Source organism: Cobetia sp. PDI-23MA (assembly GCF_059507735.1).
Window position 1 is genome coordinate 3,902,551 of record NZ_CM183352.1, and the last position, 14,708, is coordinate 3,917,258.

Annotated in this window: 12 protein-coding genes; 9 read left to right on the top strand and 3 right to left on the bottom strand. The window is 59.3% G+C overall.

Annotated elements, in window-relative coordinates:
* Positions 1-70 precede the first annotated feature (70 nt).
* Complete coding sequence (gene rph, locus AC5WNJ_RS16630; RefSeq protein WP_495930235.1) at positions 71-817, bottom strand: ribonuclease PH; 747 nt, start codon at positions 815-817, stop codon at positions 71-73.
* Positions 818-1,012: 195 nt separating this feature from the next.
* Between rph and AC5WNJ_RS16635 the strand changes: the two genes are divergently transcribed.
* The 5 genes from AC5WNJ_RS16635 to AC5WNJ_RS16655 all read left to right on the top strand — a co-directional run bounded on the left by AC5WNJ_RS16635 (position 1,013) and on the right by AC5WNJ_RS16655 (position 5,630).
* The gene (locus AC5WNJ_RS16635; RefSeq protein WP_495930236.1) at positions 1,013-1,876 is read left to right on the top strand and encodes a YicC/YloC family endoribonuclease; all 864 of its coding nucleotides are present in this window, start codon (positions 1,013-1,015) and stop codon (positions 1,874-1,876) included.
* Between the two features lie 126 nt (positions 1,877-2,002).
* The gene (gene dcm / locus AC5WNJ_RS16640) at positions 2,003-3,397 is read left to right on the top strand and encodes a DNA (cytosine-5-)-methyltransferase (protein ID WP_495930237.1); all 1,395 of its coding nucleotides are present in this window, start codon (positions 2,003-2,005) and stop codon (positions 3,395-3,397) included.
* Between the two features lie 54 nt (positions 3,398-3,451).
* Positions 3,452-4,660, top strand: a complete 1,209-nt coding sequence (locus AC5WNJ_RS16645) for a type II restriction endonuclease (protein WP_495930238.1) — start codon at positions 3,452-3,454, stop codon at positions 4,658-4,660.
* A 3-nt stretch (positions 4,661-4,663) separates the two neighbouring features.
* Positions 4,664-5,131: a very short patch repair endonuclease gene (locus AC5WNJ_RS16650; RefSeq protein ID WP_495930239.1), complete on the top strand. Its 468-nt coding sequence runs from the start codon at positions 4,664-4,666 to the stop codon at positions 5,129-5,131.
* A 70-nt stretch (positions 5,132-5,201) separates the two neighbouring features.
* Positions 5,202-5,630 carry an organic hydroperoxide resistance protein gene (locus tag AC5WNJ_RS16655; protein WP_495930240.1) on the top strand — a complete coding sequence of 143 codons (429 nt, stop codon included), beginning with the start codon at positions 5,202-5,204 and terminating at the stop codon, positions 5,628-5,630.
* Between the two features lie 96 nt (positions 5,631-5,726).
* Here the strand turns inward: AC5WNJ_RS16655 and AC5WNJ_RS16660 are convergent, their stop codons facing one another.
* Positions 5,727-7,307 (bottom strand): BCCT family transporter, encoded by a 1,581-nt coding sequence (locus AC5WNJ_RS16660; RefSeq protein ID WP_495930241.1) that lies wholly within the window; start codon positions 7,305-7,307, stop codon positions 5,727-5,729.
* Between the two features lie 551 nt (positions 7,308-7,858).
* Here AC5WNJ_RS16660 and AC5WNJ_RS16665 point away from each other — a divergent pair.
* Complete coding sequence (locus AC5WNJ_RS16665) at positions 7,859-8,896, top strand: GlxA family transcriptional regulator (RefSeq protein ID WP_495930242.1); 1,038 nt, start codon at positions 7,859-7,861, stop codon at positions 8,894-8,896.
* Between the two features lie 193 nt (positions 8,897-9,089).
* Here AC5WNJ_RS16665 and AC5WNJ_RS16670 read toward each other — a convergent pair whose 3' ends face one another.
* Positions 9,090-10,277, bottom strand: coding sequence for an MFS transporter (locus AC5WNJ_RS16670; RefSeq protein ID WP_176678534.1), 1,188 nt, complete (start codon positions 10,275-10,277; stop codon positions 9,090-9,092).
* A gap of 622 nt (positions 10,278-10,899) precedes the next feature.
* Between AC5WNJ_RS16670 and gmk the strand changes: the two genes are divergently transcribed.
* The 3 genes from gmk (at position 10,900) to AC5WNJ_RS16685 (ending at position 14,484) form a co-directional block, all read left to right on the top strand.
* Positions 10,900-11,556, top strand: coding sequence for a guanylate kinase (gene gmk, locus AC5WNJ_RS16675; protein ID WP_176678535.1), 657 nt, complete (start codon positions 10,900-10,902; stop codon positions 11,554-11,556).
* Between the two features lie 398 nt (positions 11,557-11,954).
* The gene (gene rpoZ, locus AC5WNJ_RS16680; RefSeq protein ID WP_176678536.1) at positions 11,955-12,206 is read left to right on the top strand and encodes a DNA-directed RNA polymerase subunit omega; all 252 of its coding nucleotides are present in this window, start codon (positions 11,955-11,957) and stop codon (positions 12,204-12,206) included.
* 112 nt (positions 12,207-12,318) lie between these two features.
* Entirely contained in the window at positions 12,319-14,484 is a 2,166-nt protein-coding gene (locus tag AC5WNJ_RS16685; RefSeq protein WP_175088877.1) for a RelA/SpoT family protein, read from the top strand.
* The last annotated feature ends 224 nt before the right edge of the window (positions 14,485-14,708 follow it).

Sequence of the window (14,708 nt, forward strand, 5' to 3'; positions counted from 1 at the left end):
GGGGTGTTTTCTGTCTGGCATCAAGCGCTCATGACATGACACTCATGACACAGCGGCCAGGCCGCAGGGCTCAGGCGTCGGCCGGCATGCCGAGTGCGGCGCGCTGCGCGGCGAACAGCTGCTCACCGGTACGCTCGGCGAGATCCAGCAGGGCATTGAGCTCGGCGCGATCGAAGGCCGCGCCTTCGGCCGTGCCCTGCACCTCGATCAGCCCCTTGCCTTCGGCCATCACGACATTCATGTCGGTATCGGCCTTGCTGTCTTCCGGGTAATCGAGATCGGTGACCGGCACGCCCTTGTAGATGCCGACCGACACGGCACTGACCAGACTCACCAGCGGGTCGGTCTTGATCTTGCGCTCACGCTGCAGACCCTGCAGCGCATCGACCAGTGCCACACAGCCACCGGTGATCGCCGCGGTACGCGTGCCGCCATCGGCCTGCAGCACATCGCAATCGATGGTGATGGTGTATTCGCCCAGCTTCTTGAGGTCCACCGCGGCGCGCAGCGCACGGCCGATCAGACGCTGGATCTCCACCGTGCGGCCACCCTGCTTGCCACGCGACGCTTCACGATCATTACGGGTATGGGTCGCACGCGGCAGCATGCCGTACTCGGCGGTCAGCCAGCCCTTGCCGGAACCGCGCAGCCAGCGCGGCACGCCCGCCACGACAGAGGCGGTGCACAGCACGCGGGTCTCCCCGAACTCCACCAGCACCGAACCCTCGGCGTGACGAGTGAACTCACGGGTCAGGCGGATCTCGCGCGGCTGCTCCGGGGTACGGCCACTGGGACGGATCACGTTGGCTTCGCTCATGGGGATTCCTTGTTGCAGTATTCGGGAGGCCAGAGTCTACACGCCGCAGCCACGGGCGACGACCTTCGCGCCGCGCGGGCCTGACCCGCTCCTGATCACTGGGCGCTCAAGAGCGGCACGCGTACACTTCAGGCTATCAGCGCGGTCGCTCATGCGCCGCCTCTCTCTCGACAGCCAACCGACAAGGAGCACGTCATGGTCCACAGCATGACCGCCTTCAGCCGCCAGACCCATGAAGCCGACTACGGCACCCTGACGCTGGAGCTGCGCTCGGTGAACCAGCGCTATCTCGAACCACACTTCCGCCTGCCCGACAGCCTGCGCGAACTCGAAAGCACCTTCCGCGAAGGCCTGCGCAAGCGCCTCAACCGCGGCAAGGTCGAACTCTCGCTGCGCTTTGACGCCGAAGCCGGTGCCGACAGCCTCGCCGTCGATGCCAGACGCCTGGACGAACTCAGCCGCGTGCTCGCCGAAGTCGGCCAGCACTGCCCCGACGCCCCTCAGCCCTCACGCCTCGCCCTGCTCGACTACCCCGGCGTGCTGGTACGCGAAGGCACCGATCAGGAGCGTATCAAGGCTGATGCTCTCAGCCTGTTCAAGCGCGCGCTGGACGAGCACATCGAAGGCCGCGCTCGCGAAGGCGAACGCCTCGCTGAATTGATCAGCGCACGCCTCGATGGCGTCGACACCCACGTCGCCGAAGTCCGTCGCCTGATGCCGGACATCCTCGCCCGTCAGCGCGAAACCCTGCTCGCCCGCCTCGAAGAAGTCCGCGCCACCCTCGACCCGCAACGCCTGGAAGCCGAACTGACCCTGATGGCCCAGAAGGCCGACGTCGATGAAGAGCTGGACCGCCTCGACACCCACGTCGGCGAAGTCCGTCGTCAGCTCACCCAGAAAGGCCCCATCGGCCGACGCCTCGACTTCCTGATGCAGGAACTCAACCGCGAAGCCAACACCCTCTCCTCCAAATCCGTCGTCGCCGACACCACCCGCTGCGCCGTCGAGCTCAAGGTGCTGATCGAACAGATGCGTGAGCAGATTCAGAATATCGAGTGATAGCAAAACAGGTGAAAACTGATTGCCCCGCTATACTGGATAAATAGCCAGTTAAGTCTGGCGCCGCGACATCAATCGGAATACAATAGTGGCATTTCGTCACAGTTTTCACCCAGAGGAAGCCCCGTGCCCTTACCCCAACGATCAACAGAGCAGACATTAGACCAAAACGAGTCCTGCGCATATTACGAAATCAAGGACCTCGAGCTGCTTGAAAAAGCATTAGAGATATATGATCAAGGAACAATTGCAGATACATTGCATAAAGTTGAAGATCATTGGTGTCGGGAAACTCTTAACCGGAAAATAAAGAGCAAAAAAAACCCAAGATTTACAACTGGCGAGCGGTTAGCATTAATTGGTATGCTTCCCAAAAAGCCTAACCACTATGGTAATGCAGATTTCAAATTCATAGATTTATTTGCTGGCATAGGTGGTATACGCAAAGGGTTTGATGCTGTTGGCGGGGAATGTGTTTTCACATCTGAGTGGGACAAATTTGCCGTGCGCACCTATAAAGCTAACCATTACTGCGACCCGATCACACATCGGTTCAATCATGACATCAGAGACATTACCTTATCCGGGAACTTAGATATAGATGAGGAGACAGCATATAAAAATATTACTCAAAAAATTCCTGATCACGATATTTTGCTAGCAGGCTTCCCATGTCAGCCTTTTTCGCTGGCAGGCGTCTCCAAGAAAAACTCTTTGGGACGTAAGCATGGATTCGAATGTGATGCCCAGGGTACATTATTCTTTGATGTAGCTCGTATTATTGCAGCGAAACGCCCACCGGCCTTCGTGCTAGAAAATGTAAAAAATCTTAAGAGTCACGATAAGGGAAAAACCTTTAAAGTGATTTGTGAAGCTCTAGACGAGCTAGGTTATGATGTCGCAGATGTGAACGCGCCGAAGGGTAAAGACCCAAAAGTCATCGATGCAAAGCATTTTATACCTCAGCATCGTGAGCGTATTGTACTTGTCGGGTTCCGTCGAGACCTTAAAGCTCATGAGGGCTTTACTCTTCGTGATATCGAGAAACTATATCCAGAGAACAAGCCTAGTTTTGGAGACATTTTAAGCAAAGATGTTCCAGACAAATACATACTTACACCCAAACTATGGGAGTACCTCTATCGATATGCACAAAAACATCGCGAAAAAGGTAATGGCTTCGGTTTCGGACTAACACGTCCAAATGATACTGCACGCACACTCTCAGCACGTTACCATAAAGATGGTTCCGAGATTTTGGTCGATCGTGGATTTGATGATAGTAAGCCTTTTGCCTCTGAAGAAAATATGAAAAACCGCCCTCGCCGCCTAACACCTCAAGAGTGTGCAAGGTTGATGGGATTTGATGGCGTTGGTGAATGTAAGTTCATAATACCTGTTTCTGATACTCAGGCTTATCGCCAATTCGGAAACTCTGTAGTTGTTCCAGTTTTTCAAGCTGTAGCAAAATTAGTAAAAGACAGAATATTGCTAATAAAAAAAGAAAGAGCTTCTAGTTAAAGAAAACCGTAACCTAATACAGATAAGCTGTAGATATTTAAAGTGAGGTCATGGATGACGAAGTTAACAGAATACTTTGTAGGTGCATCAGCAAAACTATTAACAAAGGTTGAAATTACACCTGATAAATCCAACCAGCATGAGTTTAATGGCCTTACAAAGATGACATGCTATCTTGGCTCAGAGAAAAAGGCTTTTGATGTCACATATCTCTATATTGGCCAAGAAGAGAATGATAGAGCTTTTTGTAAAGGAAGTGCAACTTGGTACCAAGCACGTAAACCGCCAAGAAGAGAATTTAGATTTTATTATAGAAACAATGAAGTTATCGATAGAGCTACCGTTGACGATACACTAATCACAGCCCTAAAAACTGACGGCACCCTGGTTGCTCTAATAATAAAATCAAACAGCCCATATCTAGATGAACTATTATGGCTATTTGGTCTAGACGACCCTTATGGGTCTCATAATGCCGTGTATTCTCAACCTTCTGACTTTGCCGAAGTAGACTCTAACATATTCAGTTTCATTGTTGAGCAAGCCGATATATCTATAGACCTTTCGGATTCAGATGAGTGGTTAGACTTATTACTTGGTAGATTTGGCAACAGCTTTCCAAAGACTCGGGATTTTTCAGCCTTAGCCAATGAAACCCTAGCGGGCGAAATAAACCCAGTAGAGGCACCAGACCATGCCCTTACAAGTCTTATTATCAGAGAAGAAACTTTGTTCAAACAGCTAGAAAAACACATCATAAACTCACACTTGAAAGAGCATTCGAACAGCTGGATTGATGATCATGAAGAATTCTTAAAATTTTCTTTAAGTGTCCATAACCGCAGAAAATCTAGAGCTGGCCATTCCTTTGAAAATCACATCGAATGGATACTAAAAGCGAACTTTTTATGTTTCGAAAGAGGGGTAAATACAGAAAAGCGCTCCAAACCTGACTTTCTTTTCCCGGGAAAAGCAAGTTATAGAGACACACAATACCCAGAAAGAAACTTAGCTATGCTTGGGGCTAAAACAACATGTAAGGATAGGTGGCGGCAGATTTTAAAAGAGGCAGCGCGAATCCCTGAGAAGCACTTAATCACACTACAACCAAATATTTCAAGCAATCAATTGGAAGAAATGAAATCCGCAAAACTATCTCTCGTTCTTCCGAAAGAAATACAAAAAAAATATACTACAAAGCAGTTAAAAGACATATTCACTTTAGAAGATTTTATATTCAAAATAAAATCAATACAAATTTAACTTATGGACAATGTTTCTTACGCCACCCGCTCACGCATGATGGCCTCGATACGAGGCAAGAATACCAGCCCCGAGTTGGCGATACGTCGCTACCTCCATGCTCGGGGCTTCCGGTATCAGCTTCACCGTAAGAATCTTCCCGGAAAGCCTGATCTTGTGCTTCCAAAGCACCGGCTCGCGATCTTTGTGAATGGGTGCTTCTGGCATAGGCACAAAGACTGCTTTTATGCCTCATCACCTGCGACTAACAAGACGTTCTGGAAGGAAAAGTTGGAGGGTAATGTGGCTCGTGATTGGCGCAAGTGGGCTGATTTAGTGAGTCATGGGTGGCGAGTGCTAGTCATCTGGGAATGTGGTCTGAAGCATTGCTCAGATGATCTGGAATCTGTCGTTAACATCATCATAGGCGAAGACCCCTTCCATCAGTGGCCTTCCTCACCGCCAAGGACACGTCCTACATCAAGCAATTGAAACTTTGCCCGACAGACGCCATCTTGTTTCCATCCCTCGACTGAGGGCTTTTCCGCTCAAGGAGTCAGGCATGTCTATCGAACAAGTGCTGTACCATGCAAAAGCTACTACCACTGGGGGTCGTGAGGGCAAGTCGCGTTCTTCCGATGGGGCGCTGGATGTCACCCTGAGCACGCCGAAGGAGCTGGGCGGTGGCGGCGGTGAAGGTACCAACCCGGAGCAGCTGTTCGCGGCGGGTTACTCTGCCTGCTTCATCGGTGCCATGAAGCACGTGGCCAGCACTGACGGCGTGACACTGCCGGAAGGCCTGGAGATCACTGGCAAGGTGGGCATCGGCCAGATTCCGGCCGGTTTCGGTATCGAGGTGGCGCTGGATATCAGTCTGCCGGGCATGGACAAGGCCGAGGCGGATGCGCTGGTCGAGAAGGCGCACCAGGTGTGCCCCTACTCCAACGCGACGCGTGGCAACATCGATGTGACGCTGAACGTCAACGTCTGATGACTGACGGCTGAACGCCAGACACGAAAACGCCGCCCCGAGGGGCGGCGTTTTTGATGGTGCGAGACGCTCATTGCTTTCTAGCGTGCGAGTCGATCAGACGCCCTGCTCGCGCGCCATACGGCGGGCAATCAGCGGAGCGTTCCACAGGCTGGGCAGCAGAATCAGCGACACCGGCACGGCGGTGACGACGATGAAGGATTGCAGCGCATTGATGCCGCCATCGCCCATCGAGATCAACAGCGCCGCGACCACGCCCATCATCAGGCTCCAGAACACGCGCACGCCGCGCGGCGGGTTGTCGTTGCCGCTCATCACCATCGAGACCGCGTAGGTCATCGAGTCACCGGTGGTGGCGACGAACAGCGTGGTCAACACGAGGAACAGCACCGAGATGGTGAAGCCGAACGGCAGCTGCTGGGTGATGGCGATCAGTGCTGCCGGCAGGTTGAAGCCGGTGAACGGGCCGGAGACGCTGCCCGGGTTGCTCAGCTCGAAGGCCAGGCCGCTGCCACCGATGATGGTGAACCACAGGCAGGTGACCAGCGGCGAGATGACCGCGATCAACAGCACCATCTGACGCAGGGTGCGGCCCCGCGAGATGCGCGCGACGAACATCGCCATCAGCGGACCATAGCCGATGAACCAGCCCCAGAAGAACAGCGTCCAGCCATTCAACCAGCCATCGTCACCCCGGAAGGAAGACATGGCGACGAAGTCACCGACGTAGCGCACCAGGCCCTGCGGGAAGGCTTCGAGCAGGAAGCCGGTCGGGCCCATGATCAGGATGAACAGCAGCAGCGCGCCACCGAGCAGGACGTTGGTGCTGCTCAGGAACTGGATGCCACGAGTCACGCCGCTGACGGCGGACAGGGTGTAGATGACAGTCAGCACCAGCAGCAGCGTCAGCTGGGTCGCGTAGGTATCGGGAATGCCGAACAGCGCATTGAGGCCATAGCTGACCTGCAGCCCGAGGAAGCCGATGGGGCCGACGGTACCGGCCACCACTGCCAGCACGCAGCAGGCATCGACCAGCGCCCCGAAGGGGCCGCGCATCACACGCTCGCCGAACAGCGGATAGAGCAGCGTACGCGGCTTGAGCGGCAGGCCCTTCTCGTAGTGCAGATACATGAAGATGATGCCGGTCAGGCTGCCGAGCATCGCCCAAGCCAGAAAGCCCCAGTGCATGAAGCTCTGCGCCAGCGCGTTGTAGGCGGCATCGGCATTGCCGGTCGGGGCGTCCGCGCCGAATACCGGCGGCGGCGAGGTGAAGTGGGCGATCGGCTCGGCTGCGGCCCAGAAGACACCACCACCCGCCAGCAGGGTGCAGAGGATGATGGCCATCCAGCGCAGCGTCGAGATGTCAGGCGCTGCCAGCCCGCCCATGCGCACCCGTCCGGTACGGCCGAGGGTCAGCACGATGGCGATGACGAAGGTCGCCAGCATCAGCGCTTGCCAGTAGGCACCGAAGTATCGGGTCGAGACACCGAAGGCACTCTGGATGAGCGCGGAGACAGCATCGAGATCCACCAGTGCGGCGATGGCGAACAACGCCAGAACGCCACCACTGATGATGAAGACGGGCCAGTCGATACCTTGCGGGGAGGGTGCGGGTTCAGCGGGGGAGTTTACCGGTGTGGCGGAGCCGGACGAAAAGGTCCGGGAAGAATCCGTCATTAGTCAGCCTCTGGGCATGATCTGAGTGACGGGGCAGTGTACCAGCCGTGAACCCTGTGACTCTGTCACAAATGGTTGTTTTTACACCCATGTAACGCGACGTATCACCAAGCCTACAGCCGTTTTACATCTGGGCATTGGTGATAACAACTCATGACCTGTGCCGACTGCATCTTCGGGCCATCCATCCACCCTCTATCCGCCATGTCGGGCTGATTCCTGCGTGACGACAGGCAAAGGCCACCCGGAACCCAACGCCCCGCCCGCACACAGGACATACATACCGACGGTGATGATGAACTGCACCCTCACACCTCCACTGAGGAGGAAGACGGGCCAGTCCAGACGGCGGGAGCTGTCGAGCACGCCAAGCCCGGAATCCGCAGGCGATGCTGCTTGATGACAGGCCTGCCACTCCATGATTGCAAGCAGGTTGCAAGCAAGGGCTCGCCGCGGGAGCGCACAGCTGCGAGGATGGTGTCACACGGTGACCAGCCTGCCGGTCGCCTTCGATCCACTGCCGTCCGCGGCCCCTGCAACGAACGCAAGCCATGACCTCGCCCCGTCGCCGCGACTTCACTCCCGCGATGAAGCGCCGCAATCAGCCTCTGCTCAAGGACGTGACCTGCGCCCAGAGCACACCGCTCAATGTCGCCTTCATTCTCCTGGAACATTTCTCGATGCCCGCCTTCACCAGCGCCCTCGATGTGCTGGTCACGGCCAATCTACTCAGAGACGTTCCCTTCTATCGCATTCACACCTTCGGGGTGACGACGGGCAGCGTGCGCAGTGATCTGGGCATCGACATCATGGCCAGCGCCGGGCTCGAGTCGCTGGGGCAGACGCAGATCGACATGATCATCGTGTGTGGCGGCTACCGGGCGCAGCTGGACGAGATCCCCTCGCTGAGCGAGGCCCTGCGCCGCGCCGAGCAGCGGGGAGCGCACCTCGGCAGCCTGTGGAATGGCAGCTATTTCCTGGCCGCTGCCGGCGTGATGGCGGGTCATCGCTGTACCATCCATCCCGAGAATGCGGCGCTGTTCAGCGAGTCATTCCCCCAGCTGGAGCTGTCACGTGCTCAGCTGGTGGTGGAAGCGGCGCGCTTCAGCTGCACCAATGCCGGCAGCGCGCTGAACATGATGCTGGAAGCCATGCGCCAGCGTCACGGCGATGACCTGGCGCGCAGTGTCGAGGAAATCCTCGCCTGCGAGCGCCCCGCGACGCCCAGTCCCTGGCATCCGGATCAGACGCTGCCCGCGCCGGACAGCCAGCACCCGGAGGCACTTCGCACCATCCTAGAGCTGATGAGCAGCAACCTCGAGGAGCCTTTGAGCATGAGCGAGATCTCGCACTGCGTGACGCTGTCACGCCGCCAGATCGAGCGCCTGTTCACCCGCCATCTGGATACCACGCCCTCGCGCTATTATCTGGAGCTGCGCCTGACCCGGGCCCGCCAGCTGCTGACACAGGGCAGCGCCAGCATCACCGAGGTCACCGTGGCCTGTGGCTTCGTCAGCACGACCCACTTCAGCCATTGTTTCCGCGATTACTTCGGCATGTCGCCGACGCGCGCGCGTCAACAGCGCTGACAGTGCCCTGTTGCTGACGTGCCGGTGCCGCTACCAGGACAGCCCTGCACAGACTGCCTTCCACAGACTTTTCGCCACGCAAACGCAGAACGCCGCCCCGAAGGGCGGCGTTCTTTCGTTGCGGCTTGTGCTCACGAGACTTTCTTGCCTCACTTTCCTGGCCTCGCGCTCACGACCTCACTTCAGGCTCACATCAGGCAGAAGCCGTCTGCAGCTCGCGGCGCTCATGACGCTGACCGAGCAGGAAGACGATCAAGCCCGCGATGGCCATCGCCACCCCGACCAGACCGATGGAGGAATGCGACGGGCCATAGGCGAAGGCCATGCCGCCACACCAGGCGCCCAGCGCATTGGCGATGTTGAAGGCCGCATGATTGAGCGTCGCCGCCATGGTCTGGGCGTCTTCCGCCACATCCATCAGGCGCATCTGCAGCGCCGGTGCCAGACCGATACCCGTACCGACCAGCCCGACGAACAGGATACCGCTCCAGACACCATCGGCGGCGAAGTAGAAGCCGCCCTGCACCAGCGCGCTCCAGATCAGCACGGCAGGAATGGTGCGCATCAGGTCGATGTCTGCGGCACGGCTACCGATCAGGTTGCCGATGATGGTGCCCACCCCGAAGACGGCCAGCACCATCGGCACCAGATTCTGGGACAGCCCGGCCTGGACATTGAGCGTCTCCACCGCATAGCTGTAGACACTGAACATGCCACCGAAACCGATGCAGGCGATGCCGAGGGTATAGAGCACCCGCGGCTTGATCAGGGCTGCCAGCTCGGTGAGCGGGGTCGCGTCCTGATTGCCGGCCTGATAGGGCACGAAGCCGCGCACCAGCAGTGCCGTGGCCAGCGCCAGCAGACCGACGACGAGGAAGGCGGAATGCCAGCCGAACAGGCTACCGAACCAGGTCGCCGCTGGCGCCCCGATCAGAATCGCCACCGTCAGGCCCATCATCACGCGACCGACGGCCCGCCCGCGCTCGCCGGCAGGGGCAGCATCCGCCGCCACCAGGGCCGCGACGCCCAGATAGACACCATGCGGCAGGCCGGCGATGAAGCGCAGCGCGGCAAAGCTGGTCAGCGACGGTGTCAGCAGGCTGGCCACGTTGCTGACCGCGAACAGCAGCATCAGGCCGATCAACAGCCCGCGACGCGGCAGGCGTGCGCCCAGCGCCGAGATCAGGGGCGCACCGACCACCACGCCCATCGCATAGGCACTGATGGCGTAGCCGACCTGCTGGGATGACACATTGAAGTCCGCCGCGATGTTGGGCATCAGGCCCATGATCACGAATTCGGTAGTGCCGATGGCAAAGGCGCCGAGCGCCAGCGCCAGTTCGGCGATGCGCGGATGGCGCGCAACGGGGGAGGCAGACATGTCCGGGTCTCCTGAAACTTGAAAAGGGGATATCACCCGTGGCCGTACTCAGCCGTGGCACCGCTGTCAGGGGCAAGCCACGGCTAACATTGCCCGCGCATGGCTGGCGCTGCACAAGGCAAAAGACCGCGCGCCATTCATCATCAGCCGGAAGGCGGGAATGAATGGCGCGCGGGACAGGTAACGGGTGATGCGCTCGTGCGCGGCCTCTCTGGCGGAGGCCTGCGGCACGTCTGGCGCTGCTCTATCGATGTATACACGCGATTTACGTACGCGGCTTGCGAAGCAAAGTTCACGAACCTCGTCTAGCAAGGCGCGATGGGAATCACGGGAGTGCGCAAGCCCAAGCCTGAGTGACGAGGCGGCGACAAGCCGTGTCTCCCATCAAGGCACAAGCGGCGCGAGCACTGGCTGACGCGAGCGCTGGCCGACGCTTGAGTGACAACTGAAATATACAACTATTGTTGCAGATAACGCCCCGCCAACCCAGCCACCTCGCGACGACAACTGTGATGCCCGAGCTGCAACATTGCATCACGGGACTGTCATGCGCGCGTGCAGCCCAAGCGGGGTGGATTATGCGATAATGCCGCGATTCAGCGACAGCAAGCGGATCACTTCCATGTCTTCGACTTCTTCAGCATCTTCCTCGGCGGCCAGCAACGCACGTGGCACGCTCTACATCATTTCCGCGCCGTCCGGCGCCGGCAAGACCACCCTGGTCAAGGCACTGCTGGAGCGCATGGACGGTATCGGCGTGTCCGTCTCGCACACCACCCGCGCCCAGCGCCCGGGCGAGCAGGATGCCGTCAACTACCACTTCGTGGATGTCGATCACTTCAAGACCATGATCGAGCAGGGCGACTTCTTCGAGCACGCCCAGGTCTTCGACAACTTCTATGGCACCTCGCGCCCGGCGGTCGAAGCTCGCCTGAGCAAGGGCGAGGACGTCATCCTCGAGATCGATTGGCAAGGTGCCCAGCAAGTGCGCGCCCAGGTGCCGGAAGCCGTCTCCATCTTCATCCTGCCGCCGTCGCGTGAAGCGTTGCTCGAGCGTCTGTCCGGTCGCGGTACCGATGGCGAGGACGTGATCGCGCGTCGCATGCGCGATGCGGTCAGCGAGATGTCCCACTACGACGAATACGACCTGATCGTCATCAATGATGACTTCGAGCAGGCCCTCGACGAGCTGTGCGGACTCGTCAATGCCCAGCGTGCGCGTCTGCCGCGCGTGCAGCATCGCCACGCGGCACTGCTCGATTCCCTGCTGGCCGACTGATGACGGCGGCGGGAATCCGGCTGCTCACTCAGCCGCGCTGACCGGCCGTTCTGACAGCAGTTCGGACAGCCTGACAGTCGGGCAGGACTTGCCGGCTTTCGTCCTGATCATGCGCGCTGTGGTCGCGTACGCCGCCGACAGGCGCGCCGGGCGAAGGAGTTGATCGCGTCTGACTTGTCATGTCACGACGGCGTCGAGTAGACTCGATTCCCTTTCAGAATCATTGGCCGCTGAGCCGTCTCGCCCTTGGCGGGCCGGCTCAGCGGCATTGTGCTTGCGTCGTGTGCGAGATACTGTCAGATGATCAGGGTAAGTGGCCCCTAGCGGTCGCGGTACTCTGCGCTGATTACACGCCGACAGCGAACCCCGAATATCCCGCTATTGATAGGTGCACCGCCATGGCTCGCGTAACCGTAGAAGATTGCCTCGAGAACCTCGACAACCGCTTCCAGCTGGTGATGATCGCCACACGTCGTGCCCGTCAGCTGTCACGCGGCAGCCGCAACGCCCAACTGCCGTGGGAAAACGACAAGCCCACCGTCCTCGCCCTGCGCGAAGTGGCGGCGGGTCTGGTCGGTCGTGACATCCTGAACGAGCCGGTCGAAGCTCCGATCCAGCGCAAGCCGGTAATGCCGCAGATCGAAGACTGAGCCCACGCTCAACCTGCCGACTGCATGTGTGCTTCCGCACCTCTGCCACTCCCGTCCTCGCGGCCGGAGCACGGGGTGCGGGCCCGGAATCACTCTGAGCCAAGGCCGCTGAATGTTCACGATCGATGACCTGGCAGACCGCCTGGGCGGTTATCTTCCCGAGGAAGAGATCCGTCAGGTTAGGCGCGCCTTCTATTACGCCGAGCAGGCCCACGATGGCCAGCGCCGGCGTTCCGGTGAACCCTATGTGACCCACCCGCTGGCGGTGGCGAACATTCTCGCCAACATGCACATGGACCATCAGAGCCTGATGGCCGCCATGCTGCACGATGTCATCGAAGACACCAGCGTGACCTTCGAGGCACTGGCAGGCCAGTTCGGCGAACCCGTCGCCCTGCTGGTGGATGGCGTCTCGAAGCTGACCCAGATCACCTTCGAGGACAAGGCCGTCGCCCAGGCCGAGAACTTCCAGAAGATGGTGCTGGCGATGTCCCAGGACATCCGCGTCATCATCGTCAAGCTGGCCGACCGTCTGCACAACATGCGTACCCTCGGCGCCCTGCGCCCCGAGAAGAAGCGTCGCATCGCCCGTGAGACGCTCGAGATCTACGCCCGCGTCGCCAACCGTCTCGGTATCAACACCATTCGCGTCGAGCTGGAAGACCTCTCCTTCCAGGCGCTGCACCCGATGCGTTCCGAACGCATCAAGCGTGCCGTCACCGCCGCGCGTGGCAATCGCCGTACCCTGATGCGCGAGATCCAGGCCAGTCTGCAGAACGCGCTGGAGCGCGATCAGCTGCCCGGCTCGGTGATCGGTCGTCAGAAGCATCTGCTGTCCATCTATCGCAAGATGCGTGACCAGCAGAAGCCCTTCAATGAATTGATGGACGTGTTCGGCTTCCGCATCATCACCGATGACGTGGACAGCTGCTATCGCATCCTCGGCGTGGTTCACAATCTCTACAAGCCGGTGCCGGGTCGCTTCAAGGATTACATCGCGATCCCCAAGGCCAACGGCTACCAGAGTCTGCACACCACGCTGTTCGGCATGAACGGCATGCCCATCGAGGTACAGATCCGTACCCGCGAGATGGAAGCGATGGCCAACAACGGCATCGCGGCGCACTGGCTGTACAAGGCCGGCCAGACCGACCGCCCCATCGGCGCCGGCAGCCATGCGCGCGCCCGCGAATGGGTGCGGGGTCTGCTCGAGATGCAGCGCCATGCCGGCAACTCGCTCGAGTTCATCGAGCACGTCAAGAACGACCTCTTCCCCGACGATACCTACGTGTTCACCCCCAAGGGCGACATCATGGAATTGCCGCGCGGCGCGACGGCGGTCGATTTTGCCTATGCGGTGCACACCGATGTCGGCAACAGCTGTATCGCCTGCCGCATCGATCGTCATCTGGCGCCGCTATCCTCGCCGCTGGAGAGTGGCCAGACCGTCGAAGTCATCACCGCGCCGGGCGCCAAGCCCAATCTGGCGTGGCTCAACTTCGTCACCACGGCCAAGGCGCGCTCTGCCGTGCGTCATTACCTCAAGCATCAGCAGCGCAGCGAATCCGTCACCCTGGGTCAGCGCCTGCTCAACAAGGCACTCGCCGGGCTGGACGCTTCCCTCGAGCAACTGCCGCCCAGGCGTCTCGATACGCTGGCCGCGGAGCTGGAGCTGGAAGGCGGGCGTGATGATCTGCTCGAGTCCATCGGGCTCGGCACCCGCGCCGCCTACAGCGTGGCCCAGAGCCTTCTTAGCGACACGACCAGCGCCACGGCGCAGCAGCCCAAGTTCTCGGCCAAGGACGGCAATGTCCAGGCGGAGAACAGCGGCAATAGCCCGATGCAGGTCAGCGGTGGCAACAGCATGGTCACCAGCTACGCGCGCTGCTGTCACCCGCTGCCCGGCGAGCCGATCATGGGTCACCTGTCGGCCGGCAAGGGACTGGTGGTCCATCGTCAGGAATGCAGCAACATCACCGAACTGGCCAGCGACCCGGAACGCGTCTTCCCGCTGACCTGGGCCGATCAGGTCGAAGGCGACTTCACGGTGGCGCTGCGTATCGAGGCACAGACCCAGCGCGGCTTGATCGCCGAGCTGGCAGAGCTGGTCACCGATGCCGAAGCCAATATCGAGCGCATCGGCATCGAGGAACGCGACGCCCATCTGGCCATCGTCAATCTGACGCTGGCCGTGCGTGACCGCATTCATCTGGCGCGCATCATCAAGCGCATGCGCAACCTGTTGCACGTGGAGCGAATCACCCGCGTCCTCAGCTGATCCAGCGTACTGGCCGCGTCGTCCGCCACTGGCGGGCGGCGCGGTTTTTGTTTTCAAGGCTGCCGCAGAGTAGCCATCGGGCACGTTCTTCTTGAACACCCGTGTCGCGGCCAAGGCCATGCACGTCAACTCGACGGTACGTCAGCTCGACGGCAGTGCATCACCTTGGCCGTGACCGAACTCGCCGTGGACGGCGAGCCCCTATAACCACAATCGTAACCCGC

Coding starts and splice junctions, on each gene's coding strand:
- rph (WP_495930235.1), bottom strand. CDS start 817: ATGAGCGAAGCCAACGTGATCCGTCCCAGTGGCCGTACCCCGGAGCAG.
- AC5WNJ_RS16635 (WP_495930236.1), top strand. CDS start 1,013: ATGGTCCACAGCATGACCGCCTTCAGCCGCCAGACCCATGAAGCCGAC.
- AC5WNJ_RS16645 (WP_495930238.1), top strand. CDS start 3,452: ATGACGAAGTTAACAGAATACTTTGTAGGTGCATCAGCAAAACTATTA.
- AC5WNJ_RS16650 (WP_495930239.1), top strand. CDS start 4,664: ATGGACAATGTTTCTTACGCCACCCGCTCACGCATGATGGCCTCGATA.
- AC5WNJ_RS16655 (WP_495930240.1), top strand. CDS start 5,202: ATGTCTATCGAACAAGTGCTGTACCATGCAAAAGCTACTACCACTGGG.
- AC5WNJ_RS16660 (WP_495930241.1), bottom strand. CDS start 7,307: ATGACGGATTCTTCCCGGACCTTTTCGTCCGGCTCCGCCACACCGGTA.
- AC5WNJ_RS16665 (WP_495930242.1), top strand. CDS start 7,859: ATGACCTCGCCCCGTCGCCGCGACTTCACTCCCGCGATGAAGCGCCGC.
- AC5WNJ_RS16670 (WP_176678534.1), bottom strand. CDS start 10,277: ATGTCTGCCTCCCCCGTTGCGCGCCATCCGCGCATCGCCGAACTGGCG.
- gmk (WP_176678535.1), top strand. CDS start 10,900: ATGTCTTCGACTTCTTCAGCATCTTCCTCGGCGGCCAGCAACGCACGT.
- rpoZ (WP_176678536.1), top strand. CDS start 11,955: ATGGCTCGCGTAACCGTAGAAGATTGCCTCGAGAACCTCGACAACCGC.
- AC5WNJ_RS16685 (WP_175088877.1), top strand. CDS start 12,319: ATGTTCACGATCGATGACCTGGCAGACCGCCTGGGCGGTTATCTTCCC.